At 41.7% G+C, this 25,901-nt stretch carries 23 protein-coding genes; 6 read left to right on the top strand and 17 right to left on the bottom strand.

The genetic code is table 11. The features are described 5' to 3' along the window. Window positions 1-19 precede the first annotated feature (19 nt). From AAFF35_RS28065 to hutU, 5 genes are all read right to left on the bottom strand, one after another. On the bottom strand, window positions 20-412 hold the full coding sequence (locus AAFF35_RS28065) for a response regulator transcription factor (protein WP_342329767.1): 393 nt from the start codon (window positions 410-412) through the stop codon (window positions 20-22). A gap of 223 nt (window positions 413-635) precedes the next feature. Next, a complete protein-coding gene (locus AAFF35_RS28060) occupies window positions 636-2,075 on the bottom strand; it encodes an SDR family oxidoreductase (RefSeq protein WP_342329766.1) in 1,440 nt (479 codons plus the stop codon). Continuing rightward, complete coding sequence (locus AAFF35_RS28055; protein ID WP_342329765.1) at window positions 2,072-3,373, bottom strand: AarF/ABC1/UbiB kinase family protein; 1,302 nt, start codon at window positions 3,371-3,373, stop codon at window positions 2,072-2,074. Before AAFF35_RS28055 ends, AAFF35_RS28060 begins: the two co-directional genes overlap by 4 nt. A 4-nt stretch (window positions 3,374-3,377) precedes the next feature. Next, on the bottom strand, window positions 3,378-4,031 hold the full coding sequence (locus AAFF35_RS28050; RefSeq protein ID WP_342329764.1) for a TetR family transcriptional regulator C-terminal domain-containing protein: 654 nt from the start codon (window positions 4,029-4,031) through the stop codon (window positions 3,378-3,380). A 112-nt stretch (window positions 4,032-4,143) separates the two neighbouring features. After that, window positions 4,144-5,808 (bottom strand): urocanate hydratase, encoded by a 1,665-nt coding sequence (gene hutU, locus AAFF35_RS28045; RefSeq protein WP_342329763.1) that lies wholly within the window; start codon window positions 5,806-5,808, stop codon window positions 4,144-4,146. A 66-nt stretch (window positions 5,809-5,874) separates the two neighbouring features. Here hutU and AAFF35_RS28040 point away from each other — a divergent pair, with 66 nt between their 5' ends. Together AAFF35_RS28040 and AAFF35_RS28035 are read left to right on the top strand one after the other, a co-directional pair. Next, entirely contained in the window at window positions 5,875-6,210 is a 336-nt protein-coding gene (locus tag AAFF35_RS28040; RefSeq protein ID WP_342329762.1) for a hypothetical protein, read from the top strand. 148 nt (window positions 6,211-6,358) lie between these two features. After that, window positions 6,359-8,659 carry a TonB-dependent receptor gene (locus AAFF35_RS28035; protein WP_342329761.1) on the top strand — a complete coding sequence of 767 codons (2,301 nt, stop codon included), beginning with the start codon at window positions 6,359-6,361 and terminating at the stop codon, window positions 8,657-8,659. Between the two features lie 97 nt (window positions 8,660-8,756). Here the strand turns inward: AAFF35_RS28035 and hutH are convergent, their stop codons facing one another. After that, a complete protein-coding gene (hutH, locus tag AAFF35_RS28030; RefSeq protein ID WP_342329760.1) occupies window positions 8,757-10,244 on the bottom strand; it encodes a histidine ammonia-lyase in 1,488 nt (495 codons plus the stop codon). 86 nt (window positions 10,245-10,330) lie between these two features. Between hutH and AAFF35_RS28025 the strand changes: the two genes are divergently transcribed. Beyond that, complete coding sequence (locus AAFF35_RS28025; RefSeq protein ID WP_342329759.1) at window positions 10,331-11,320, top strand: alpha/beta hydrolase; 990 nt, start codon at window positions 10,331-10,333, stop codon at window positions 11,318-11,320. Here AAFF35_RS28025 and AAFF35_RS28020 read toward each other — a convergent pair. Both AAFF35_RS28020 and AAFF35_RS28015 read right to left on the bottom strand, forming a co-directional pair. Continuing rightward, window positions 11,315-12,094, bottom strand: a complete 780-nt coding sequence (locus tag AAFF35_RS28020) for a M90 family metallopeptidase (RefSeq protein ID WP_342329758.1) — start codon at window positions 12,092-12,094, stop codon at window positions 11,315-11,317. The genes AAFF35_RS28025 and AAFF35_RS28020 overlap by 6 nt on opposite strands. After that, window positions 12,094-13,107, bottom strand: a complete 1,014-nt coding sequence (locus AAFF35_RS28015; RefSeq protein WP_342329757.1) for a Gfo/Idh/MocA family oxidoreductase — start codon at window positions 13,105-13,107, stop codon at window positions 12,094-12,096. The genes AAFF35_RS28020 and AAFF35_RS28015 overlap by 1 nt, the downstream gene beginning before the upstream one ends. Window positions 13,108-13,214: 107 nt before the next feature. On the opposite strand from AAFF35_RS28015, the gene AAFF35_RS28010 reads away from it, so the two are divergent. Beyond that, window positions 13,215-13,559 (top strand): hypothetical protein, encoded by a 345-nt coding sequence (locus tag AAFF35_RS28010; protein WP_073231922.1) that lies wholly within the window; start codon window positions 13,215-13,217, stop codon window positions 13,557-13,559. Between the two features lie 94 nt (window positions 13,560-13,653). Here the strand turns inward: AAFF35_RS28010 and AAFF35_RS28005 are convergent, their stop codons facing one another. The 7 genes from AAFF35_RS28005 to AAFF35_RS27975 all read right to left on the bottom strand — a co-directional run bounded on the left by AAFF35_RS28005 (window position 13,654) and on the right by AAFF35_RS27975 (window position 22,071). Continuing rightward, window positions 13,654-14,334 (bottom strand): OmpA family protein, encoded by a 681-nt coding sequence (locus tag AAFF35_RS28005; RefSeq protein WP_342333385.1) that lies wholly within the window; start codon window positions 14,332-14,334, stop codon window positions 13,654-13,656. A gap of 183 nt (window positions 14,335-14,517) precedes the next feature. Further along, window positions 14,518-15,216: an ABC transporter ATP-binding protein gene (locus tag AAFF35_RS28000; RefSeq protein WP_342329756.1), complete on the bottom strand. Its 699-nt coding sequence runs from the start codon at window positions 15,214-15,216 to the stop codon at window positions 14,518-14,520. Next, complete coding sequence (locus AAFF35_RS27995) at window positions 15,213-16,691, bottom strand: DUF5687 family protein (RefSeq protein ID WP_342329755.1); 1,479 nt, start codon at window positions 16,689-16,691, stop codon at window positions 15,213-15,215. The genes AAFF35_RS28000 and AAFF35_RS27995 overlap by 4 nt, the downstream gene beginning before the upstream one ends. 1 nt (window position 16,692) lies before the next feature. Further along, a complete protein-coding gene (locus AAFF35_RS27990; protein WP_342329754.1) occupies window positions 16,693-17,973 on the bottom strand; it encodes a replication-associated recombination protein A in 1,281 nt (426 codons plus the stop codon). Between the two features lie 60 nt (window positions 17,974-18,033). Then, the gene (locus tag AAFF35_RS27985; RefSeq protein WP_342329753.1) at window positions 18,034-19,284 is read right to left on the bottom strand and encodes a DEAD/DEAH box helicase; all 1,251 of its coding nucleotides are present in this window, start codon (window positions 19,282-19,284) and stop codon (window positions 18,034-18,036) included. 113 nt (window positions 19,285-19,397) lie between these two features. Further along, window positions 19,398-20,174, bottom strand: a complete 777-nt coding sequence (locus AAFF35_RS27980) for a DUF4197 domain-containing protein (protein ID WP_342329752.1) — start codon at window positions 20,172-20,174, stop codon at window positions 19,398-19,400. Then, complete coding sequence (locus AAFF35_RS27975; protein ID WP_342329751.1) at window positions 20,161-22,071, bottom strand: von Willebrand factor type A domain-containing protein; 1,911 nt, start codon at window positions 22,069-22,071, stop codon at window positions 20,161-20,163. The genes AAFF35_RS27980 and AAFF35_RS27975 overlap by 14 nt, the downstream gene beginning before the upstream one ends. A gap of 98 nt (window positions 22,072-22,169) precedes the next feature. On the opposite strand from AAFF35_RS27975, the gene AAFF35_RS27970 reads away from it, so the two are divergent. Continuing rightward, the gene (locus tag AAFF35_RS27970; RefSeq protein WP_342333384.1) at window positions 22,170-22,748 is read left to right on the top strand and encodes a sigma-70 family RNA polymerase sigma factor; all 579 of its coding nucleotides are present in this window, start codon (window positions 22,170-22,172) and stop codon (window positions 22,746-22,748) included. After that, entirely contained in the window at window positions 22,741-24,120 is a 1,380-nt protein-coding gene (locus AAFF35_RS27965; RefSeq protein WP_342329750.1) for a carboxypeptidase-like regulatory domain-containing protein, read from the top strand. Before AAFF35_RS27970 ends, AAFF35_RS27965 begins: the two co-directional genes overlap by 8 nt. A gap of 72 nt (window positions 24,121-24,192) precedes the next feature. On the opposite strand, the gene AAFF35_RS27960 is transcribed toward AAFF35_RS27965, so the two are convergent. Together AAFF35_RS27960 and AAFF35_RS27955 are read right to left on the bottom strand one after the other, a co-directional pair. Beyond that, window positions 24,193-25,203, bottom strand: coding sequence for an inorganic phosphate transporter (locus tag AAFF35_RS27960; RefSeq protein ID WP_342329749.1), 1,011 nt, complete (start codon window positions 25,201-25,203; stop codon window positions 24,193-24,195). A gap of 11 nt (window positions 25,204-25,214) precedes the next feature. Further along, window positions 25,215-25,856: a DUF47 family protein gene (locus AAFF35_RS27955; RefSeq protein WP_069379321.1), complete on the bottom strand. Its 642-nt coding sequence runs from the start codon at window positions 25,854-25,856 to the stop codon at window positions 25,215-25,217. Window positions 25,857-25,901 lie beyond the last annotated feature (45 nt).

The raw sequence follows: 25,901 nt of genomic DNA, 5'->3' as shown, positions 1-25,901 counted from the left end.
CAGGAAGCGTTGATCCGGATTAATAAATTTTTCCTGCAAGGATGCCTTCAATTCTGTCCAGAAGATCGTCAATATCAAAAGGCTTGGCCAGAAATCCATTCGGTTTGAAAGCGCCATGCTGAATATTCTCCTCGGTATATCTTGCAGAGATCATGAGCACCGGAATGTCTTCAGTGCTAGCCTGAGACCTAAGCTGAGTTAACAATTCCCTGCCGTCTCCATCAGGAAGCATAATATCCAGAATAACCAGGTCAGGTTTAAGTTGTTCGATATGCATCATCATATCTGCGCTTTTATTCAGACCAGTAACCTTGTAAGCCTCGCTTTGAAGAATCAGCGTGATGACATCAAGGATGGCATGATTGTCTTCAATGACAAGTATGTTTTTGTGAATCTTAGAGCTTTTTGCCAAAATCAGGATGTGTTTTATGGAGTACAAATATATTTAACAAGATCGGCTTGTTCATATATTATTTGATTTTTATAAACAAATTTTTGTAAATATCCTGCTATAGCACAAATGAGGGGATTATCTAAAAAAATATAAATTAAAATGAAACCTTTTGTATTTAAGACCGTCTTATATATAAGTTTTAGGTTAGAGAAAAGGTGCAATTGTGGCGATTGTGCCTTTTTTATTGCAATCTAAAAAGTGTAATCTGTCTCGCCATACCTTTAAAAAGAAAAAGATGGAAAGGAAACATTGCATACCAATAAACGCGGCCCCACAATCCTGATGGCCTGAAAGTCGCAATCTGGGAAAGAAATGTCTGACCATGATGTTCAACTATTTTAAATTCCAGCCAGGCTTCTCCGGGTACTTTCATCTCCGCAAATAGCAACAACCGCCTATTGTTTTTGTCGGCCAGCAAAACGCGCCAGAAATCCAGGACATCACCAGCTTGTAAACTAGAATTACCTGTTCTTCCTCTGCGGGTACCTACACCACCAAACAGTTTGTCCAGGAAACCCCTCAGGTTCCATAGCCAGTTCAGGTAATACCAGCCTCTGTCTCCTCCTATACCCCAGATATTTTCAAATACTTCTTTGGGATCTCTCTCAAACGGCATTTTTACCTTATACTCCAGTGTTCCATTTTGTGGGACCTTAACCTGGTCCATGAAACTGGTTTCCAGGTATCCTCTATTCAGGGCATCTTTCCAGCTGGAAACAATAGAATTTTGTTCTATCTTTTCAAATGCAAGCTTTAATGTTTCCCGATAAGGGAGGCAAGGGCCTGGGACAATGGCTGTAATTTTGTTTTCCTTACAAATTACCTCATTCTTCATGCTGTCTACCAGACTTCTGGCGAGGGCATAAGGAACTGAAGTAACGAGGTTGAGCCACAGGGAAGATAAACGCGGCGTCAATAAGGGAAGAGTAATGATGATTCTTCTTAGCTGGCGTACTTCTGCATACTGCATCATCATTTCCCTGTAACTGAGTACATCCGGTCCTCCGATATCGAATATCTGTCCTAAAGCTTTATCATTTGACAATACGCCACTTAAATAACGGAGCACATCCCGGATTCCGATAGGCTGACATTTTGTTTGAACCCATTTCGGGGCAACCATAAGGGGTAATTTCTCGGTCAGATCTCTGATAATTTCAAATGAAGCACTTCCCGATCCAATAATGATGGCTGCTCTCAATATCGTAAAAGCAATACCTGATTTTTTTAGTTCTTCTTCTACTGCCAGCCTTGAGCTTAAGTGTTTGGAAAGTCCTTCATCATTTACAATCCCTGTCAGGTAAATCAATTGACCACAATCTGTCGCTTGAAGTGCATTGACAAAGTTTTGTGCAGAGTGGAGTTCCAGATCTGAGAATCCATTTTCGCTCGCAGACATCGAATGGACCAGGTAATAGGCAGCCTGGATATCTTTAGGGATCTCCTCCAACGGCCTTAGCAGATCTCCTGTAATGATTTTTACCCGGTTTCCAAAGTCAGATTCCAGAGCAAAACGTCTTTTATCCCTGACCATACAAACCACTTCATGCCCCTGTTCTAAAAGGACAGGCAATAGTCTGGTGCCAATATAACCATTGGCACCGGTCAGCAATACTTTCATTGGAGATGTGGCTGGAAGGTGTCTGTGTTGACGATCGATTTTAACTCCTGTAGGATCGTATATAATCCAAAGTTGGTACGATTTACATAGATGAAGTGTTTAACCCCTCTGGCCTGTTTGAATTCAGGCATAGTGGCCACCTTCTCCGCATAAGTATAGAGTTGTTCAAAGAATTCAGGTTTACTGAAATCAAACGTTTTGCTTGTATACGGACGGGCAAACAACTCAATCATTTCCAGATATGCTTTATAATAGAATTCAACCTGGCTTTCCGTATCCTCTTTATGAATCATGTCCAGTTGACGGAAGGCTGCTATGGTTTTTGCCTTATCTTTAATTACATCTGTGGAGATCAGGGAGAAAAACGGATAGTAAAAATCATCAGGCATTTCTTTGATACAGCCAAAATCAATGACCCCTAATTTTTCATCAGGAGTAATCATAAAATTGCCTGGATGGGGGTCCGCATGTACTGCTCTGAGCTCGTGTTGTTGAAAATTATAGAAATCCCATAAAGCCTGACCAATTTTATTGCGGAGTTCCTGAGAAGGATTCGTTTTTAAAAATTCTTTCAGGTGTAAACCTTCGATCCAGTCCATTGTAATGATCCGCTTCCCGGATAGTGCCGGGTAGTAATTTGGAAAAACAACATTGTTCAGGTGTTTACAAGCCTCAGAAAATTCAATTGATCTTCTGACTTCCAGTTCATAATCCGTCTCTTCCAGCAGCCTTTCTTCTACCTCTTTAATATAGATATTGAGGTCTTTTTCACTCATTCCCAATAACCGGAAAGCAAAAGGTTTTACCAGTTTCAGATCTGAAGATATGCTATCACCCACTCCGGGATATTGGATTTTGATGGCCAGTTTTTTGCCATCCAGTTCTGCCTGGTGTACTTGCCCGATAGAAGCTGCATTACTGGAATGGAGGTTAAACTTATCGTAGATCTGATCGGGTGTTTTTCCAAAATTCTTACTAAAAGTCCGGACAATCAGCGGACCTGAAAGGGGAGGTGCATTGTACTGAGACTGGGTAAACTTGTCGACATAAGATTTAGGCAGGATATTTTTATCCATGCTCAGCATTTGCGCAATCTTTAAAGCACTTCCTTTAAGCTCACTGAGTGATTTATAAATGTCGGTTGCATTGTCTTCATTCAGTTCATCCCTGCTCAGGTTAGGGTTGAATAATTTTTTTGAATAATGCTTGATGTAATTGCCGCCAATCTGAATACCTGTTTTTACAAACTTTGCAGATCTTTGTCCTTTCGTTACCGGAATACTTTCTTGTTCCTTCATAAGTTTACAGTCCCATTTTTTCCTTGAAATTGCCATTTCTGGAAAGAAATTTTCCATATTCCAGCAAGTTATCCAGTGGAGAGCGCTCAAAAAGGTCGAAGGTCACATTGATGCCTTTTTCGATGGCCTCATCTGTTTTTTCAAAGCCGGGACTGTTGTCATTGATCCAGAAATTGAGAATAAAGCCAAACTGCAGCCATACTGCATCTTTATATTTTTTACTTAAGAATTTACGGTTGGCCAGTTCTCCACTTTCCAATCCTTCATTAATGATTTCTTCGGCAAAGTTCTCAAATATTGGCTTTACACCCGATAAAGCATCTGGAGTACTGAATTTACTGATGTGAGATTTAAGGGTATAGATGATGAAACTTCTTTGTTTCTTCAAGACTTCCACATAGCTATAGAAGAAGGCAAGGATTCTCTCGCGGGATGAATACTGGCTCCAGACTTCCTGTTCCTCAATCGCATTGATCGTTTCCAGGGTGAGTTCTACCCAGATGTTCTTTTCAATGCTTTCAAAAGAAGCGTAGAATTCATAGAAATCAGCCTCTGTAATCTTTAATTTCTTAACGAAACTGTATACTGATTTTGGTTTTTCATCATTGATGAGTACATAATCGATGTACGCATTCTTAATTTGCTGAGCCGTTGCCATTCCTTTTTATTTTAATAAACGTTAAAGCGGTCTGCTTAGTTTCGCAGACCGCTCAATTTAGTTCATTATTTCATCATGGTTTTGTAATAAAAAACAATGATATAAAAAGGGCTTAAAGACCTAGTCTGTGTTTACGTAAGGTATCTTTTGCGATGTCGTATCCTGCATCGGCATGTCTGATCACGCCCATAGCAGGGTCATTGTGTAAGACACGCTTGATTCTGATGGCTGCATCTTCAGTCCCATCGGCAACGATCACCATTCCTGCATGGATGGAATAACCGATTCCAACGCCTCCTCCATGGTGTAAAGAAACCCAGCTTGCGCCACCGGCAGTATTGATCAAAGCATTTAAAATCGGCCAGTCGGCTACAGCATCAGAGCCATCCAGCATGGCTTCAGTTTCCCGGTTTGGAGAAGCGACAGAACCCGTGTCCAGATGATCTCTACCAATCACCAATGGTGCTTTTACTTTACCATCGGCAACCAGTTTATTGAATGCCAAACCTGCTTTTTCTCTTTCTCCCTGTCCAAGCCAGCAGATGCGTGCCGGCAGTCCCTGGAATGCAATGCGTTCCTGTGCCATGGTAATCCATTGCTTCAGACTTTCGTTTTCAGGGAAAAGTTCCAGAATCAGTTTATCCGTTTCATAAATATCCTGTGGATCTCCACTCAGGGCAGCCCAACGGAAAGGTCCTTTTCCTTCACAAAATAAAGGGCGAATATAAGCAGGTACAAAGCCAGGGAAATCAAATGCATTTTTAACCCCAGCTTCCAATGCCCTTCCACGAAGGTTGTTTCCGTAATCAAAGGTGATGGCACCACGTTTTTGCAGTTCCAGCATTTGCTCCACATGTTTCGCCATTGTGGCATAAGACTGTTTCACATATTCTTCCGCATTTTCAATACGCAATTTATTGGCTTCAGCAACGCTAAGTCCTTCCGGGAAATAACCGATCAGTGGATCATGAGCAGAAGTCTGGTCGGTTAACGTATCCGGCGTAATGTTGCGGTCGATTAATCTTTGCAACAATTCCACCGCATTACATACCACTCCAATGGAGATGGCCTTTCCGTCTTCTTTATATTGTAAGGCTTTATCAATAGCCGTATCGATATCATGTTCTATTTCGTCAATGTAACGGGTCTCCAGGCGTTTCTGGATGCGCCATTCTTCTACATCAGCCGCAAGACAAACACCTTGGTTCATGGTGATGGCAAGCGGTTGTGCACCACCCATTCCACCGAGTCCGGCCGTTACATTTAAGGTGCCTTTCAGGTTGCTGTTGAAATGTTTGCGCGCCAAAGCAGCATACGTTTCATACGTTCCCTGTACAATTCCCTGGGAACCGATATAGATCCATGATCCTGCGGTCATCTGACCATACATCATCAGTCCTTTATCTTCCAGTTCATCAAAATGTTGTTGAGTTGCCCATTTGGGAACCAGTTGAGAATTGGAGATCAATACTCTTGGTGCATCTTTATGTGTTGGCAATACACCCACCGGTTTTCCCGATTGGATAAGTAAGGTCTCTGTATCTTCTAAATTTTGTAGTGCTTTTACGATCAGTGCTAAAGCCTCCTTGTTTCTGGCAGCTTTACCGCGACCGCCATAGACGATCAGGTCTTCCGGACGCTCGGCTACTTCCGGGTCAAGGTTATTCAGGAGCATACGTAACGCCGCTTCCTGTACCCATCCTTTACAGGTTAATGTATTTCCTGTTGGGGTTTGTTTTTTACTTAAATCTAAACTAAAATCCATATTTGAAGTCATATAAGGGCAATGTTGTAAAACAAATGTATGTATTTATACGAAATTGAGTATTTTTAGCCTTTAAATTTGAAAAAGAGTCAGCAACATATCAACCGGTTAATATCTATAGCTTTGCTATGGGTGTTTGCCATTGCTTTGACTCCTTTTGGAGCCTTCCATCACCACGATGAAGCACCTCAGTGTTTAAAAAACGAGAAGACCTGTACCCACAAATTACACGTTAGTAACCATACCGAAACCTGTCTGGTTTGTGCGGCACATTTCGAAAAAAATTACCTTCATGAATACACTCATTTTCAGGTATTCCTCGAAATCAAAACCCTGTCAAAATATTACGCTTTAGTTAGCGGTTCTTATACTGAACTTATTGGCTCCTCACTCCGGGGACCCCCTGTAGCCTAATCAATTTTCTTTTATTGTTATCCGGAGGATATAAATTCGCGTACCCTAATAGGTGCATTTATAGGCCCTGGAGCTAAGTTTATATTTGGCAATTTTCATTCTATATATCTATTGAATCATTGGCTTTAGCTGATAAATAAAAACACACATGAAAAAAATACACTTTGTATTGGTCGTTCTATTATATACCTTTTTTTCTGCAAGCAGCTTTGCGGCAGATCTTTCAGAAGTTAGAGGTAAAATTACCGATGGCAGTACCCAGGAGCCTTTGGTTGGCGCCACGATATATATCAGCGATTTGAAAGCAGTAACGACCACCAACAGTAAGGGGGAGTTTACCTTAAAAAATATTCCTTCAAAGGGACGGTTCCTGATGGAAGTCCGCTTTGTCGGGTATAAAACCCATTCTCAAATGGTCGATCTTGCGACCATCAACACCCTGAGTATTGCTATGGAATCCTCTGTCATAGAAAGTGCCGAAGTGGTGATTACCGGATCTCCTTTCAGTTCCAATAATAAAACCAACAGTTTATCTGTGGTTACTGTTGGAAAAGATAAGCTGGCTCAGGCCGGAGGAACAAATCTGGTAGATGCGATTTCCAGAATTCCAGGCGTTTCACAAGTGAGCACCGGAGGTGCGATTTCGAAGCCGACCATCCGCGGATTAGGCTATAACAGGGTGCTGACGATGGTAGATGGCGCAAGAGAAGAAGCCCAGCAATGGGGTGATGAACATGGAATTGAGGTAGATCAGTTTTCGGCAGCAAGGGTGGAGATTTTAAAAGGACCTGCCAGTTTGCTGTATGGATCTGACGCTTTAGGTGGGGTGATTAATATCATTGATGACCTTGTTCCTCCTCCAGGAGTATTTAATGGAGATTTTACCACTTCTTATGGGACTAATAATGGCCTTAGTGCATCTTCACTGATGTTGCAGGGGAATGACAACGGATTTGTATACCGCGGTCGTGTATCTTATAAAAATGCCTATGGCTTTGCTTATAAAAATACGACGGTTCCGAATTCAGGATTTAACGAGTTTAATCTGAACGGAATGGTGGGCCTAAATAAAAGCTGGGGATACTCTCACCTGACTTTTTCCCGTTTCCATACCAATATAGGTCTGGTTGAAGATGGACCTAACGAGGAAGGGAATTTTGTGAATGAAGATGGAGAAGTAATTACGAAGGCAGAAGCACAGCAAAGAAGATTGGGTTTACCTTTTCAGAACATTAACCATTATCGTGCTGCGTTGAATAGTAATTTCATCCTTGGTAAGGGACAATTGAAAACCACCTTCGCTTTTCAGCGGAATATGAGAAAGGAATTTGAAGAAAGTGCTACTGAGCCTGGTTTGAATTTAAACCTGAACTCTTATACCTACGACGTAAAATATTACTTTCCTAATGCCGGTAAATGGGAACCTGCAATTGGCGTTCAGGGCATGTACCAGAAGAATGTCAATAAGGGTGATGAATTCCTGATCCCGGATTATAACAGCAATAACATTGGTGCTTTTGTGTACCTGAAACGTAATTTTGAAAAGGGAGCGCTCAATATTGGGGCTCGTTATGACTACAAAAAAGTAAATGGTCAGGACCTTTCTGTAGATGGGGAGCAAGTGTTTAATGGTTTTGATAACAAATTCTCTAATGTTTCCGGTTCCATAGGCTTTGCTTATGAGGTGGCTAAAAACCTGGTATTAAAAGGAAATGCAGGATCGGGATTCAGGGCACCAAATATTGCAGAACTTGCCGCAAATGGTCGTCATGAGGGAACATTCAGATATGAAATCGGAAATAACAAGTTAAAACAGGAAACTAGTTTACAGTTTGACCTTGGATTAGAGTATACAGCTAAATATGTCACTTTTGGATTGAATGCTTATGCAAACAGAATCTTTAATTACATCTATCCAGGAAACTTTAATAAAGAAACAAAAGAGTTAACCAACGAATCAGGCGAAATAGAAACGCTGCCTGTTTACCGTTTCGTGCAAACCAAAGCAGACCTGATTGGTGGTGAAGCTTCGATGGACTTTCACCTCGTGAAATCACTGCACTTTGAAAACTCCTTTGCTTATGTAAGGGGAATTAACCGTGCTGATGATTCTCCGCTTCCCTTTATTCCTGCGGCATCCATTAACAATGAATTGCGTTTTGAACCAAGTATTAAAGGTCTTGCCGGTTCCTATGTTAAAGTTGGGGTAAGTAATGTATTAAAACAGGCGCGTTTTGATAGTTTTGAAACACAAACTGATGGTTACACTTTACTGGACGCAGGAATCGGGGCATCTATCAATACTAAAAAAGGTAAACTGAATCTATGGGTGACAGGACAAAACCTGCTTGATAAAAAATATTATAACCATTTAAGCAGGTATAAACCTGCCGGAATTTATAATACAGGACGTAATGTTACTTTCGGAATCAATGTTCCTTTTATGTAAAAGAACCTGGTTTTAAACCAAAAAGAGCCGGTATCACCAAGTATGATACCGGCTCTTTTTTTATAATAAAAGCGGATAAGATCTTCTTAAGGAAAGATTAAATCTTTTCTGTTCTTAGGAACGTTACAGAAGCTGCAATATCTGTGGCCAGCAGGCGATCTGCATCATTGAAAGAAACTACTTTTCTGTAATTGGCAACCAATGCTTCAATCGCTTCAGAAGAAGCCAAAGGTTTTCTTAAATCCAATGCCTGTGCTGCGGTTAACAATTCAATTGCTAAGATTCTTTCCAGGTTGTTCACAACCCTCAAACACTTTGTTGCCGCATTTGCACCCATACTCACATGATCTTCCTGTCCGTTGCTGGAAACAATGCTGTCTACTGATGCCGGTGTACACAGTTGTTTGTTTTCACTGGCAATAGATGCTGCGGTATATTGAGTAATCATCAAGCCTGAGTTTAGTCCTGCATCTTTTACCAGGAATGGAGGTAATCCTCTTTGTCCTGAAATCAGCTGGAAGGTTCTTCTTTCAGAAATAGATCCGAATTCAGCAAGCGCAATACATAGAAAATCCAATGTTAATGCCAATGGCTGACCATGAAAATTACCCGCAGAAATGATGCGGTCTTCATCTGGAAATACATTTGGGTTATCTGTTACAGAATTGATTTCTGTTTCAAAAACAGACTGTATATAATTGATGCTGTCCTTACTTGCGCCATGAACCTGAGGTACACAACGGAAAGAATAGGGATCCTGGGTTTGTTTTCCTTCCCGTTTGATCAGCTTACTTCCGCTCAACCATTTGCTGATATTTTGTGCCGTATGTACCTGTCCCGCATGTGGTCTGATGATATGACTAAAGGTATCAAAAGGATCAATTCTGCAATCAAACCCATCGATAGAAATGGCTGCGATCGCATCTGCCCATTTTGCAAGGCTTTGCGCTTTAAGCAGGCAGAAAACACCATAAGAACTCATAAACTGAGTACCATTGATCAGTGCAAGCCCTTCTTTCGACTGAAGTTTTAAGGCTTCCCATCCTAAAGTCTGATACAGGTCTTTAGTGCTCGTTCTTACCCCTTTATAAAGCACTACACCTTCGCCAATTAATGGCAATGCCAGATGGGCAAGAGGGGCAAGGTCACCGGAAGCACCTAAAGAACCTTGCGTATAGATCACCGGAAGGATATCATTGTTGTAAAAATCTACCAGACGCTGAACAGTCGTCAATGCAATTGCAGAATGTCCATAGCTGAGAGACTGTATTTTCAACAGCAGCATTAAGCGTACGATGTCAGGGGATACTTCTTCTCCTGTTCCACAAGCATGCGATAGCAACAGGTTGTGTTGTAATTGAGAAAGCTTTTCAGATTCGATCTCTACATTCTGTAAATAACCAAATCCGGTATTGATTCCATATATAGGGCCATCATGACGTTTAAGTTTGTCGTCCAGATAGTTTCTGCATTTTTCTATTTTAGCAAGGGCCGCATCGGATAATTGTAGGGTTTGTTTTTCTGCGATGATCTCTGCGATTTGCGACAGCGATAACCTTTCCAAACCTATTTGGTAAGTGCTCATACTTTTTATATTTCTGCAAAATTATAAATAATGCTTAAGTTTAGAACTTTCGATCCCTTTTATTGTTTTTTCCTAAAATCTCATCTATGTTCTACCAGAAAATTTCACTTTACTTCTTATTACTTTTTGCCGCTACCGCTGTCAGAGCGCAGCAAACGGATACTTTATCCATCACTTTAGAAAACGTTAAATACAATTATCCTGTAAAATATTTCCCCATCCATACCGAGGGGCAGGACTTGCGGATGGCCTATATGGATGTTGCACCACTAAATGCACCAAACGGAAGAACGGTTGTACTCTTTCACGGGAAGAACTTTGGCGGGTACTATTGGACAAGCACCATTAAAGCATTAAGAGAAAGAGGATTCAGGGTGATTGTTCCCGATCAGATTGGTTTTGGAAAATCTTCAAAAGCTTTCATTCACTATAGTTTCCACCAGATGGCCCGCTGGAATAAAGCATTGCTTGATACCTTAGGCATTCAAAAGGCAAGTATCCTCGGTCACTCTATGGGAGGAATGCTGGCTACCCGGTTTGCTTTATTATATCCGGAAAATACGGAGAAATTATTATTGGAAAATCCAATCGGACTGGAAGACTACCGGAGTTTTATCCCCTATGTAAGTACAGAAGATCAATATAAAACAGAGTTAAAAGCGACTGCAGAGAGCACTAAAAAATACTACCAGAGTTCTTACTTTACCGTTTGGAAACCAGAATATGATGAATTGGTCCGTATTGCCGGAGGGGTAACCAATAGTGCTGATTTTCCAAGATGGGCTAAAGTTGCTGCGATGACTTTTACCATGATCTATGAGCAACCCGTAGTACATGAGTTTATCAATGTCCGCGTTCCCACCATTTTATTTATCGGTAAGGAAGACAAGACCATCGTTGGGAAGGGGTTACTCAGCCCGGATCAGCAAGCCTTACATGGACAATACCGTTTTCTTGGAAAACAGACTGCTGCGAAAATTCCAGGCGCTAAGATTGTGGAGTTTGAAGGCTGTGGGCACATCCCTCATATAGAAATACCCACAGAATTCAACGTTGCCTTATTGGGCAGTTTATAGGTCTTTTTTCGCCAGATCCTGTAAAAACATCATGGACAAGCTGTCATAAAGTTCCGGATGTTTCGACTTGAACTGGTCTGGCTTCTCAAAGAAATACTCGGATACCACGGCAAAAAACTCTGCCTCGTTGGTAATCGCATAAGGGTTAATGTCTGATTTTCCCTGTTCAATTTTATGCATCTCCTCATGGATCATTTTGATCCATGGGATGGTGTATTCATGTTTCATCAGATTTTCTGGAACCCCATCTGTTGCCCCGTCTGATTTATCCACCAGGTGCACAAATTCATGGATCGCCGTATTCTCTTTGTCAGCCGCATTAGAGAAGCCCTGTAGCAATGCTGATCTGGATAAGATCATTTGCCCGTTCATATAACCAGTGCCTACCATGCCCAGGATATTCCGGTCTCCTCCTTCATATTGAAAATCTTTATTAAACGTATCCGGGTACAACAACACGTTCGTCAGGTTGTCATATCTCCAGTCTTCGAAACCAAAAACCGGGATTACGGCACTTGAAGCAATTAATAGTTTATCCAATACCGTGATGGGGGTACCTACACCTTCCACATGTATCCCACTCAGAAAGGCAGAGATTCTATGCTCAAATCTGATCCGGTCATCAACCGTCAGGTGCTGGTAATAGGTCACGTGCTGGAACAGCAGTTGTTTATCGGCCTCACTAAGGCTTACATAATTTTTATGGTTGTCTTTTCTAAAGATGAAATAGATCACCAGTAAAAGGATCGGAATAAGGATAAAAAAGGGCTGCATTAAGCTTCGAGGATTTCCAGTTGAGTAATCACCTGCTCCTCAGTTACCGGGTAGGGTTTCTGATGGGCCAGACTTTGGTATACGGCTTCAAACAGGGGCAGATAGCTTCCGCTCAAAGACGGAATGTCTTGTTTCGTTTTGTTTCCCTGTTCATCAATTAAGGTCAGTTTTCCTTCGGTTCCTGCGGCTTCAATGCCATAACCAGGATCAGAAACTTTCATCCCTTTCAGCAATTGCTCTTCCTGTGAATCCGCTCTTACCTTTTGCAAAGATCCATTGGTTCCATTGATGACAAAAGCGGGTAGAGGATCTACCACCATCATATTGGAATGAACAAATACATTGACACTATTTGGGTAACTCAGGTGAATAGAAAAATAATCATCCACTTTCGTATCTACACGATTCTTTCCTAAAATTTTATGAAAAGAATCCGGCTTCCCGAAAATGCTCAGGGCCTGGTCCAGCAAATGTGGTCCAAGATCATACATGAGGCCACTCGCGGCAACGGGTTCTTCCTTAAAGCTCTTTACACCGATCGTAGAACGGTATCTGTCGTAGCGGAAATGAACTTCACTTAGTTTCCCTAATTTTCCGCTTTCAATGACCTCGCGTACTGCCCTGAAATCGCTGTCCCATCTTCTGTTTTGATAGAAAAGAACTTTTTTATCCAACTGTTTTGCAAGATTGAAAATTTCTTTTGCTTCCGCAGAGCTGGCAGCGAAAGGTTTTTCAACTAAAATATGTTTGCCTGCAGCCAATGCTTTTTTAGCATAGTCGTAATGCGTATTATTTGGAGTATTGATGATGATCAGCTCAATCTTTTCATCGCCGATTAATTCTTCAATGTTATTATAACTGATAATTCCAGGGTAATCATTTTCTGCATTCTTATGGTTTCTCTCTGTTACTGCATGTAATTTAAAACCAGGATGAGCATGTACAAATGGAGCGTGAAAGACTTTTCCTGACATTCCATAGGCCATCAGCCCTGTTATTATTTCTTTTTCCATAAGTTATCTTTTTGCTGCTTTTTCTAGGCTAAAAATAGCAAAAACGCTTTACTTAATGCTTAATCTTAATGTAATAAAGCACAAAAGCTAATTTGTATCTTTGTCGCATGAAACCTGCAGAAATACACGCAAAATGGAAAATTTTGCAACAAAAGATAGCTCAGGAGTTCGATTCTGATATCCCCGATTTAAAGGTCATGCTATTTTTAATCGGTGTGCAGGAATTGGGCAAAGGACCTGGCAAGTACAGTAAACGTCAAAAGGAGGAGCTGATGCACATCGCTACCTGCCGTTTGTTAAGTGAAATGGGATTCTATGAACTGGAAGGACTGGATCAGGATGGATGGCCACATTGGAAACTGGTAAAACCCGTTCCTTCATTTGCAATGATGGAGCAGGAACTGCTGTTAAAGTCTCTGGCGATCCATTATTTTGAGGACATCTATTCTTAAAATAAGAACCCGCGAAAAATAAGAAGCAATAAAAAACCCGAAGTACTGATGTACGACGGGTTTTCGTTTTTATAGGTAGATGTAAATGTGCTTGTTATTTGCCTTGTTGTTTGGCTTGTTGTTTCAATTGATCGTTCGCAACGATAACTACTTCAACCCTACGGTTAGCAGCTCTTCCTGCGTCAGTAGTATTGTCTGCAATTGGTTCAGAGAAACCTTTTCCTATCGTGATTAAACGTGAAGACGGAACTCCCTGAGAAACTGCATATGCTTTAACCGCAGCAGCTCTTCTTTCAGAAAGGCTCATGTTGTAATTCTCTGTACCTTTATTATCAGTATGACCAATTACTTTAATGTCTGTTCCCGGATATTGATTGATCGAACCAGCTAAAGATTGAATGTTTGTTTTTGCTGCAGCTGTTAAGTCAGATTTATCAAAACCAAATAGGATACCACTATCAAATTTTACAATGATACCTTCTCCTTCACGGATTACTTCAGCATTAGGGATTGCATTTTGAATCTCTGCAGCTTGTTTGTCCATTCTTTTTCCAATAAATCCACCCGCAGTACCACCTACAGCGGCACCAATGATAGCTCCAACGGCAGTATTACCTGCTTTTTTGCCTATAATAGCACCTAGAACACCACCCGCAGCAGCACCGATACCGGCTCCTTTTTGGGTTTTAGTTAAACTATCGCAACCTTGAAATGTCATGGCACCCATGGCTAAAGCGATACTAAATGTTGCTATTTTAAATTTTGAAGTAATCATAATCTTATTATTTATTTTACTCGAAGCTTTAATCAAACCTGATGCCAATCTTATTGTTTTGTAAAATTATTGTGTCATGTGAATATTTTAACACTCAAATGTCGGTCAAAAGGTCACTTTTACTGAAATATCCGGTCAAATACTGACCACAATTCTGTACAACTTAAAATCAGGAGTCCTGTTTTATCCGGAAAAGTAGGCTTCCAATTCTTGTAAAGTATTTTCATTAGTACGGAGATCTTTAATGATCAGCCCTTTTTCCATGAGAATAATCCGGTCGCAAACATCCGTCACATGATTCAGGTCATGACTGGAGATCAGCGTTGTCATGTTTCGTTCCTGTTTCAATGACTTGATCAGGGTCTTTAACCGGATTTGCGTAGTCGGGTCCAGATTGGCGAAAGGTTCATCTAATACCAGTAATTCGGGGCCCTGCATCAATGCTGCGGCAATACCTACTTTATTTTGATTGCCTTTTGAAAAATCCCGGATGTATTTCCCTTTATCCAGAATCTCTCCATTAAAGAATTCCTGAAATTGCTTCAGGTAGTCCATTACATGGGCGACACTCATTTTGTGTAAGCTTCCGATAAATACAAAGTACTCTTCTGAAGTCAGGTAATCGATCAGATAACCTTCATCAAGATAAGAAGCTGTGTAATCTTTCCATTGGCCGTCATGGGCTACCTGTTCTCCTTTGGATAAGATTTCTCCCTGGTCCGGGCGAATCAGGTCGAGTAACATTCTAAACAAAGTTGTCTTTCCCGCACCATTATTACCTACGATCCCAACAGTTTCGCCTGCGTTGATCTGTAAATCGCTAATATTTACAACGGTTCTGTTGCTGTATGTCTTTTGTAGTTTTGAAATTTCTAAAATCATGATTTCTCTCTAAAGCCTTCGGTAATCTTGTGTTTTCTTTTATTGAACTCGTTTACGATAAAACTGACCCAGAATTCCCGGGTTAAGCAGGCCGTTAATCCGCAAGCTCCCAATGCGATGAAACCCCAGTATGGAGCTCCCGATAAGGAGAAAGGAAGAAGGATGGCGTAAGGAGCTAAGAAATAGGGCAGTCCCAGTACCCACTGACTCGCACCCACTCCCTGAAAATTAAACGTTGATCCCTTACTCAGGTCCATTGATCTGTAATTTCTGGTGGCAAAATACAAGACGATCACTGTTCCTATTCCTATATTGTATAAATACGCAGCAAACTGAATCACCAGAATTTTCCAGCTCAGGAATCCATACAAACAGGCGACTAAGGTGGTAAAAGTAGAAAAGAGGGTAAACATCAGGAACTTTGCTTTGATGAAGTTTCTGATGTCTATTTTGTTGGCCATCAGCCCGTCAAAATGGGAAGATTGCCAGCCGAACATAAACTGTCCGTAAATACTGATACAATTTCCGGTCATAAATACCGATGCAAATAACATCAGTTCCAGTTTGTCCTGATCCAGCAGTTCCTTTTTATAAAACAGGAACCCATAGAACAGGAACAATAAGCTCATCGTTACAGCCGAACGGCTTCTTTTATTTCTGAGGATCAGTTTAAGCTCCAGTGCGACCAGGGTGCCTATCTCTCCAAACCGATCCAGAAAAGGGTAATCTGTACTTGTCTTTTTTGCTTCATTTCTACTCAATTCCTCTACATATAGATTCCTTCGGAGATACCTTGCATTAAGCAGATACATCAATATTGCAAAAAACGTGAAGCCAAACCCTGCGAGGGGATAAGTGGTCACAAATCCAAATACCTGGTTAGAGATGGCAGAGATAGAGAAGACTTTAAAATATTCAAGAAGCCCTAAGGCAATGATGAGCAACAATACCAATGGAACGATTTTCAAATTCTGAATGCTTCGTCTTTTAATATATAAAGCTGCATAATTGTTGAAAATCGTTAATGAAAGAATAGAAACCACATACATTAAGGCCGTAAAAGGATCATATACATCCGATATGGCGGTTGCGCAAAAGGGTAGGAATAAAAAGAGCGGTAATATATTAAAAGCAGAAAACAGAGCCCTTGTGTTTAGGAAGTTTACGATTTTCTTCTTTGGGATTTTCAGGTGCAGGTAGGGCACCACAGTTAAGGTGGGTAACTCCTGTAATTGCATGCGCATGAGAAAGTCGACTGCAAAATAATAAAGTATCACCCCATTGAATACCGTAAAAATATCTTTTCCGGGTAAGAACTGCGTGATAAAAGCCTCCATGCCAAAACCCAGGAAAAAGGCTACGCCCAGAAGATAGACCACTACAATCCCTATAAAAATTTGAGTGGCAATGGTTCCTCCTTTATTTTTTGAACGCCAGAAGGCTTTCCATTGATGGTCCAGAAAAGTTCCCAGCATATTAATAATTGTATTTATTTTTCCAGTTCTGTTTCAACTTCTCTCTCAGTTTGTCCTCTGCCGGATTTTTCCCAGGGTCATATAGTTTGGTGCCCGACAGGATTTCCGGGAAATACTCCTGCTCTGAGAAATTACCTTCATAACCATGCGCATATTGATAATCCTTCCCATAGCCGATGTTTTTCATCAGTTTGGTTGGTGCATTCCTGATGTGTAAAGGAACAGGCAGGTTTCCGGTTTGTTTCACCAGTGCCTGTGCTTTATTAATGGCTTCATAAGAAGCGTTACTTTTTACAGAAGAAGCCATATAGGTTACCGCCTGGGAAAGAATGATCCTTGCCTCAGGATAACCAATTACATTCACTGCCTGAAAGCAATTGTTAGCCAGGAGCAAGGCATTGGGATTCGCATTTCCAATATCCTCCGAAGCAAGGATCAACAGGCGGCGGGCGATGAACAGCGGATCTTCTCCTCCTTCAATCATCCTTGCCAGCCAATATACTGCTGCATTGGGATCGCTTCCCCTGATCGACTTAATAAAAGCTGAAATAATGTCGTAATGTTGCTCTCCTGCCTTATCATATAGTGCCAGGTTTTGCTGCGCATGCTCCAATACATTTTCATTTTTGAGCACAATTTTATCTCCGCCAATGCCATTAACGGCGATTTCCAGTACATTTAACAATTTCCTTGCATCTCCACCGGATAAGCGGATCAGCGCTTCATGCTCTTTGATCGTGATTTTCTTTTCCTTCAGGACGACATCCTGTGTAATGGCCGTTTGCAGCAATCCGGAAAGTTCTTCTTCATCCAGAGATTTTAAGATATAGACCTGCGAACGGGAAAGTAATGCGGAGATGACTTCGAAAGAAGGGTTTTCTGTGGTGGCACCGATTAAAGTAACCAGCCCTCTTTCTACAGCTCCCAGTAAACTGTCCTGTTGTGATTTGCTGAAACGGTGAATCTCATCAATAAAAAGAATCGGGAGCCCCATCAGGCTGTCTTTGAGCAATGCGGCTCTGTCGATCACGTCCCTGATGTCTTTAACCCCCGAATTGATGGCACTGAGGTTAAAAAAAGGACGGTCAAGTGTTTGCGATATGATATAGGCCAGTGTGGTTTTACCAACGCCGGGCGGACCCCAAAAGATCATAGAAGGAAGCTGTCCGCTTTGAATTGCTTTACGTAATACGGCATCAGGACCTACTAAGTGCTTCTGACCAACATATTCATCCAAATTTTTTGGACGCATACGTTCTGCTAAAGGAGGTAGGTTTTGCATATAGGTAAAGATAATACCTTAATCGCAAATCCCCTCCCTGAATGCTATTATTTTTAGCGTTTATTCTTTAGCGGGGCCTGTGGCACCTGCAGTTTTTGGCTTTTTCTTCCAGAATTTACGCTGTGGTTTCTTTTTGTCGTATTTCCTTTCTGTTGAGGCACTGGCCGGAGTATCGGCAGGTGCTTCTCCAAGATGTTCGGGAAGCGGCATTCTGTCGATCTTTTTATCGATCAGCTTTTCAATGTTCGCAAATTTACGTTTGTCTTTATCATTCACTAAGGTGATCGCCGTACCCGTGGTTGCTGCTCTGGCGGTTCTTCCAATCCTGTGGATATAATCTTCCGGATCATGAGGCACATCAAAATTGATCACCAGACTGATTCCCTCCACATCAATTCCTCTGGACAGTACATCCGTTCCAATCAGCACAGGAACCCTTTTGTTCTTGAATTCAGACAAAATGGCCTCCCGTTCCTTTTGACCAAGGTCAGAATGGAAAGCCTCCGCTTTAAAACCTAATCCACGGAAAACCTTACCCAGATTTTTCACTTTTTCCTTTGTCGATGCGAAGATCAGGATACTTGGGAAATCTACATTCTTCATCAGCTCCGTCAGCAACTTTACTTTCTGGGCATCATGAACAAGGTAGGCCTGTTGGTTGATTCCTGCTGCAGGTTTAGAAATCGCAATGCTGATTTCTTGAGGCTGCTGAAGTAGCCTGCTGGCAAGGGTTCTTATTTTAGGAGGCATTGTTGCCGAAAACAATACCGTTTGTCTTTTCTCCGGAAGGAAGCTTACAATGCGCATAATATCATCATAAAAGCCCATATCTAACATTCTGTCTGCCTCATCCAATACCAGGTGCTGAAGCTGATCCAGTTTCAGCAAACCCGAAGAAAGGTGTGAGATCAAACGTCCCGGAGTAGCAATAATGATATCTACACCTTCGCGCATAGAGCGTTTTTGCTGCTCATAGGCGATGCCGTCTCCACCACCATAAACCGTTAAAGAGCTGATGTTGGTGAAATAGGAAAGTGCTTCTACCTGCAAATCAATTTGCTGGGCCAATTCCCGGGTTGGCGCTAATATCAGGGTATTGTTATGACGGTCTTCTGTCTGACTGATCATGTTCATGATCGGCAGCAGATAAGCGCCTGTTTTTCCCGTACCTGTTTGTGCACAGGCAATTAAATCTTTTTTATCTAGGATAAGCGGAATAGCTTCTTGCTGGATGGGCGTAGCGTTGCGAAAACCCATCGCTAATAAACCCTCTAGTAAGTCGGGGTTAAAATTAAAATCTTTGAAATCCAATATACTTCTATGTTGTTAGTATTACCCTATAAAAGTAACCTTTTATTTCATTACTTATATAATGTTTTTTACTTGCATGGGCTTGATTATTAAATTATAAGCCCATGCAGGTCTTATTTTTTCTGATCAGCGTAGCCGAATACCTTTTGTAAAAGAGGTGTTGACCTGGCGCCAAGACTTCCCCTGATTTTCAGCTCTTCCTGAGCCACCTGGATAAACATTCCATCGATTGCCTTTTGTGCCACATAGCTGGAAAGGTCTGTTGACACTGGTTTTACCAACGGAATCTTATTGTACTGACCCGCTGCATCACCCCAGTATTTCGCGGCACCTACTTTGTTCAGACTCGTGGTAATTACCGGTTGGAATTTCTCCATCAATTGAGAAGTGGTTACTCTTTTAAAATAGTTGGTTGCTGCATCTTGCTGTCCCAGTAATATGTTGGTCACATCGGTGATGGTCATTTGTTTGATCGCAGAGACAAATATTGGCTTAGCTTCTTTTGCTGCATCTTCAGCAGCTCTGTTCAGGCTCAGGATCACATTATCGGCCAATGAACCCATACCAATGCTGCGCAATGTTCTTTCTACCTTTTGTGCCTCAGGAGGGAACAGGATTTTTACAGCTGCGTTTCCTAAAAAGCCATCTTTTGCAGAAAGCAGGTCTGTACCTCTGGAGATTCCTATTTCCAGTGCTTCTTTAATTCCAAAGCCCATCTCTGAGGTCGTTGGTGTTCCTGTTGCGGTGGTTGTGCCTTTTTTTGTGCTGTTACTTCCGGTCTTGCTGCTTACTTTTTTTAAGATCTTTTCGAACTTCGACTGGCTATGCGCTGTGATGCTGCTAAAACTAACGAAGCAGGTAGCGATCAAATAAATACTAATTTTTTTCATTACGGTCTTTTGTGTCTTCAATAGTAAGCAAATCTTTGGCCAATAACTGAGAAGACTTTACTAATTTCAAAAACTCGGAACGGTAGCCCTCTGTATCTTTTCCCATGGATTGTTCCGTAAGGCTGATTACCTGGGCGAACGAGGCATTCTGTTTAAAGTCCGACTGCCTTAGCAACATGCCAAACTCCGCTACTGCAGCCGCGAACCTGAAGTTGTTGCTGCTTCCCTCAAAGATGTTTGAAGCATCAATGACCGATTTTTGAAGCAGTTTACTGCTGTTGCCATCAGGTTGTTTGTACCGCAACTTCACCGTCAGCATTTCCGGACTGTTGTTCTTGCTGGTGTTTTTTTTGTTTTCCTGGTATTTCAGGGGATCAACGGAAGGGCTAAAGGAGCTTTGAACCCCAACAGGGATGATTTCGTATAATGCAGTAACGGTATGACCTGAGCCCAGATCTCCGGCATCTTTACGGTCGTCATTAAAATCTTTATCCTGTAACAGCCTGTTTTCATATCCGATTAAGCGGTAGGCCTGTACTTTAGCAGGATTAAATTCCACCTGAACTTTAACATCCTTGGCAATGGTAAAGAGGGTTCCGCCAAATTCATTCACCAACACTTTCCTCGCTTCAGTGATGTTGTCGATATACGCATAATTGCCATTGCCTTTGTCGGCTAAGGTTTCCATTTTGCTGTCCTTGGTATTGCCCATTCCATAACCAAGAACGGTCAGGAAAACACCAGATTTTCTTTTTTCTTCTATCAGTTGCTCCATATCTTTATCACTGGATGCACCGACATTAAAGTCCCCATCTGTGGCAAGGATTACCCGGTTATTGCCTCCTTTAATAAAATGCTGACTGGCAATTTTGTAAGCCAGTTCAATTCCTTCTCCACCTGCCGTTGAACCACCTGCACTCAATTTATTGAGCGCTTCTTTAATGGTGTTTTTATGGTCTCCAGTGGTGGATGGCAGTACGAGCCCGGAATTACCTGCATAAACCACGATGGCTACTTTATCTTTTTCGCGAAGCTGATTGGTTAAGAGTTTAAACGAGGAAACAAGAAGGGGTAATTTATTTGGCTGTGCCATGGAACCTGATACATCAATCAGAAAAACCAGGTTGGAGGCAGGAAGCTGCTCTGTTTTTATTTTTCTTCCCTGAAGGCCAATCTGCACAAGTTTATGTTTGTTGTTCCATGGAGCAGTAGAGATTTCGGTGATGATATTTACCGGATCATTTCCTTGTGGCTGAGGATAATCATAATCAAAGTAATTGATCATTTCTTCAATCCTTACCGCATCTTTAGGGGGTAGCCCACCATTGTTCAGGTAACGGCGAACGTTACTGTAGGAAGCGGCATCTACGTCAATAGAGAAGGTGGATAAAGGGGTTTGATCAGGGTTATGAAAAGCATTTTCCTGGATATTAGCGTAGCTTTCTGTATTGGTTGGGGTATAGAGGATTGCGTTTTGGCTATAGATCGGAGCAGCCTCATATTGTATCATACTGGCTGAAGCATCGCCTGTTATTCTTTTTTCCGCTCTGCCTATGCGTAATCCCGCTACCTTTCTAACCACCACCTCATTTAAAGTCTGATTATCTGGGGCTAAAGCAAGGTTAATCTGTGTTTTTGACCCGATTTTAAGGACCTGTGTCTTGTAGCCTACAAATGAAAACTGCAGCGCTTCATCCGTATCATTCACTGAAATGACGTATTTACCTTTGCTATCGGTAACCGTTCCTTTTTTACTTTTGGGAATGCTCACCTGCACTCCTGGCAGTGGCGATCCATCCCTTTTATCGGTCACAATTCCCTGAATTGTTTTTACCGTTGTCGCTTTAAATCCGAATAGAAATAAGACAACGAAGATGGGGAACAATAGCTTTTTCATAATTTCCTTTTTTTAGGAATGATGTAAGCTTTAAAGAATTTCCATACCAGTATCAGAAAATATTTTTATACTTGAGCGAATTATGTCCCGGATACCCATTGAAGTTTATAAAAAATAATACCAGAATCCAGGAGCAGGACGATGCTGCTTTAATTGCCCGATATAAAATCAGTGGCGATCTGGAGGTATTGGGTCAGCTTTACAATAAGTACATGCACCTGGTATTCGGGGTCTGTCTGAACTACCTGAAGGATGAAGAGCAGAGCAAAGATGCCGTTATGCAGATCTTTGAAGAACTGGTGACCAAGCTGAAAATTCATGAAGTTCAGAACTTCAAAAGCTGGCTTCATGTACTGTCGAGAAACCATTGTTTAATGGCCATCCGTAAAAATTCCAAAAATACAACCCTCTCTCTGGAAGATACTTTTGTGGAAAACACGGAATTTGTGCATCTTGATATGGATGATACAAAAGAACAGAAGCTTACCGTTATGGAAAGATGTATGGAAACGCTTCCTGAAGAACAGCGGGTAAGTGTGAATCTGTTCTATTTAGAGGAGAAGTGTTATAAAGAAGTGGCGGATATTACCGGTTATGAAATGGTAAAAGTGAAGAGTTACATCCAGAATGGAAAAAGGAACTTGAAAATTTGTATAGAAAAAAACAGCAGTGAATAACGATTGGTTAGATATAGGAGTTTTAGAAGATTATCTTGACGGTAAGCTGGACGCAAAAACCATGAATAGGGTGGAGCGCGAGGCACTGGAAGATCCTTTTGTGGCCGAAGCATTGGCAGGACTAAGCGCCTCGCCGAAGCGTTCGCTGCAATCTATTTCCCTGCTTCAAAAGCAATTGCAGGAACGGATTGCCGAACAACAGGTTTCTAAAAAAACAAAGGTCATTACCTGGCAAAGGCTAAGCATTGCTGCCACGGCAGCAGTCATGTTTATTGCGGTGAGTATTGTTTTCTGGATGAAGGAAACGGCACATCAGAATCAATTGGCCAAACAGCCGAAATCGGTAGACGTAACGATTGCGCCTGTGGTTCCAGAACCTGTTTCACCGGTGGCAACAGATGGATTGGCTAAACTAAAGACGGATCCTAAAAATGATGTTGATAAAATTGAAACTGCGGATGTGAGTCCGCGGGCGGCAGAGATGGACCGGGCGGTAGCTGCGGCCAAAACCAATGCTTACGCGGCGAACAGGAAAGCAAAAGCTGCTCCTGTGCCTGCTGCTGATGCGGCTCCACAATCGCTCAATGAAGTGGTAGTAACCGGTTATTCTATGGTTCAAAAGAAATCGGTAACGCAGAGTGCTCAAAATATCTCTGCCCAGCAGGAAGTGGCTTCAGGAAACCCAGCGGTTGCTGCCAGAGTAATGGCTGCGCCAGGAATACAGACCAGTCCCTCAGTGTTGACAGGTAAAGTAACCTCAGAAAGCAATGGTGATCCCATGCCAGGTGTATATGTAAAGGTCGAAGGAACAAAATTATCTGCGGTTACTGATGCAGAAGGAAGGTTCAGAATTCCGGCAGACAGCAGTATTAAAGGAGAAAAAATAGTCTTAAATTATATAGGGTTCGACTCAAAGGTGGTTCCTGCGAAATGGAATGAACCAATGAACATCCGTTTGGCGCAAAATAATACCGCATTGTCTGAGGTCGTGGTGACCTTCAATGCTGCTCAACGCAGCAAAAAGGCAAAGGATAGCATCAAAGGAGGAAGTCTTGGAAACGTACTTTCGGGGAAAGTTGCAGGATTAGAAATCTCAGATCATAAAGAAATGGCCGCTATTCCTGATGGAGGTTGGCACAAATGGGACAGATATATCCGCAGGAACAATAAATTCAATAAGGAGCCTTTCCTCAACCGTCAGGTGGAACTTAGTTTTATGATCGGAGCTGATGGAAGGGCAACAGACATTAAGGTCTTAAATGGGATTGATGAAGCGCATGATCTGGAGGCAAAAAGGTTAGTCCTGGAAGGTCCTAAATGGAAGGTCCCTGCTAACCGAACCGATCGGGTCAATCTTAATATTGCTTTTTAGAAAATCTTTCACATAAAAAAACGGGATCAGCTGATCCCGTTTTTTTATGTTATATTCTTGTTCGTGTCTTGTCTAAAAGAACAAGTGAATCACGGCATAAACAAGCGCAGCAAGGGTTGCTGAAACAGGAATGGTCAATACCCATGCCCATAGCAAACTTACCGTTACTCCCCAGCGTACCGCCGATACTCTTTTCAATAAACCTACGCCAACAATTGATCCTGTGATCGTATGGGTGGTAGAAACCGGAATACCAAAATGTTCTGTGATTCCTAAGGTTACCGCACCTGCAGTTTCTGCAGCTACACCTTCGAAAGCATTCACTTTAGTGATTTTTGAACCCATAGTTTTAACGATTTTCCAACCGCCACTCATCGTTCCTAATGCAATCGCTGCATAACAGGAGATTGGAATCCACTCCGGCATGGCATCGCCTGTATGAAGGACGTTTGCCGCCACCATAGATACATAGATGATCCCCATTACTTTCTGGGCATCATTACCACCATGTGTAAAACTTAAGGCCGCAGAAGAGATCAGTTGCAGTCTTTTGAACCACTTCTCCGCAACCGAAGGCCTTGCATTTTTAGAAATATGAAGGATAATAATAGATATGATCACGGAAATTACCATCCCAATCACCGGGGCAAGCACAATAAAGGCCACCACCTTAAGGATCGGGGCAAGGTTAATCGCCGACATTACTCCTGCACCAACCGTTGCGGCCTTAGCCATACCTGCACCCGCAAAACCACCGATAAGGGTGTGCGATGAGCTGGAAGGAATACCAAACCACCAGGTAAATAAGTTCCAGGTGATGGCGGCTAAAAGACCGGCAAGAATCACTTCAAGGGTAATGAAGTTCTCCACAACCGTTTTAGCAATTGTATTGGCTACTTTATGATCCGTAAAATAAAAATATGCAGCAAAATTGAAGAGCGCTGCCCATAACACTGCCTGGAATGGGGATAATACTTTCGTTGATACAATTGTTGCAATAGAGTTTGCGGCATCATGAAAGCCATTAATATAATCGAAGGCAATTGCCAGGACAATTACAACAACCAATAAGGTAGTTACCATTTTTTGAAGGTTTAAGCGTTCTTTACCAAAATAGATTCCAACACATTTGCTGCATCTTCACATTTGTCTGTAGCCATTTCTAAGGTCTGCAGCACTTCTTTTTGTTTAATTAGTTCAATGGCGTTGGTTTCGAATTCAAACAAACGGGCGATGGCCAGGTTTGTTACATAATCCGCCTGATTTTCACCGCTGTTGATTCTTACACAAGCATCAGCGATAACGCGGATATTTTTGAAGCTTCTTAATTCTTTGATCGCTTTATCCAAATCGGTACACATCTCTACCAAAAGTTCTGCAAGTTTGATCATTGCATCACCAATGTTAACAATGTTGTACAGTTCGATGTTACTCGCAGAAGCATGAATGTAATCTGCAATATCATCAACAGCACTTGCCAATGCATGGATGTCTTCCCTGTCAAAAGGAGTAATAAAATTCTTACTTAATTCTAAGAAAATTGAATGGGTAATGTCGTCACCAACGTGCTCAAGACGCTCCACTTCTTTGATGTATTCTTTTCTTTTTTCCAGGTCAGTTGCACTTAGGGCAAGCAATAAGGCTTCAGAAATTTTCAATACATTGCTGCCTGCCTGTTCGAACAAGGGCTGGAATTTTTTGTCTCTTGGAGTGAAGAACTTAAAAATGCTATTCATCTGTTATATTATATTTTGTTTTAATTGTCAGATGAAACCCGCATG

The sequence above is a fragment of the Pedobacter sp. FW305-3-2-15-E-R2A2 genome (genome assembly GCF_038446955.1).
In the GTDB taxonomy this organism is placed as follows: domain Bacteria; phylum Bacteroidota; class Bacteroidia; order Sphingobacteriales; family Sphingobacteriaceae; genus Pedobacter.
The sequence above is the reverse complement of the archived record's forward strand: the minus strand, read 5'-3'. Positions and strand labels throughout refer to the sequence as shown.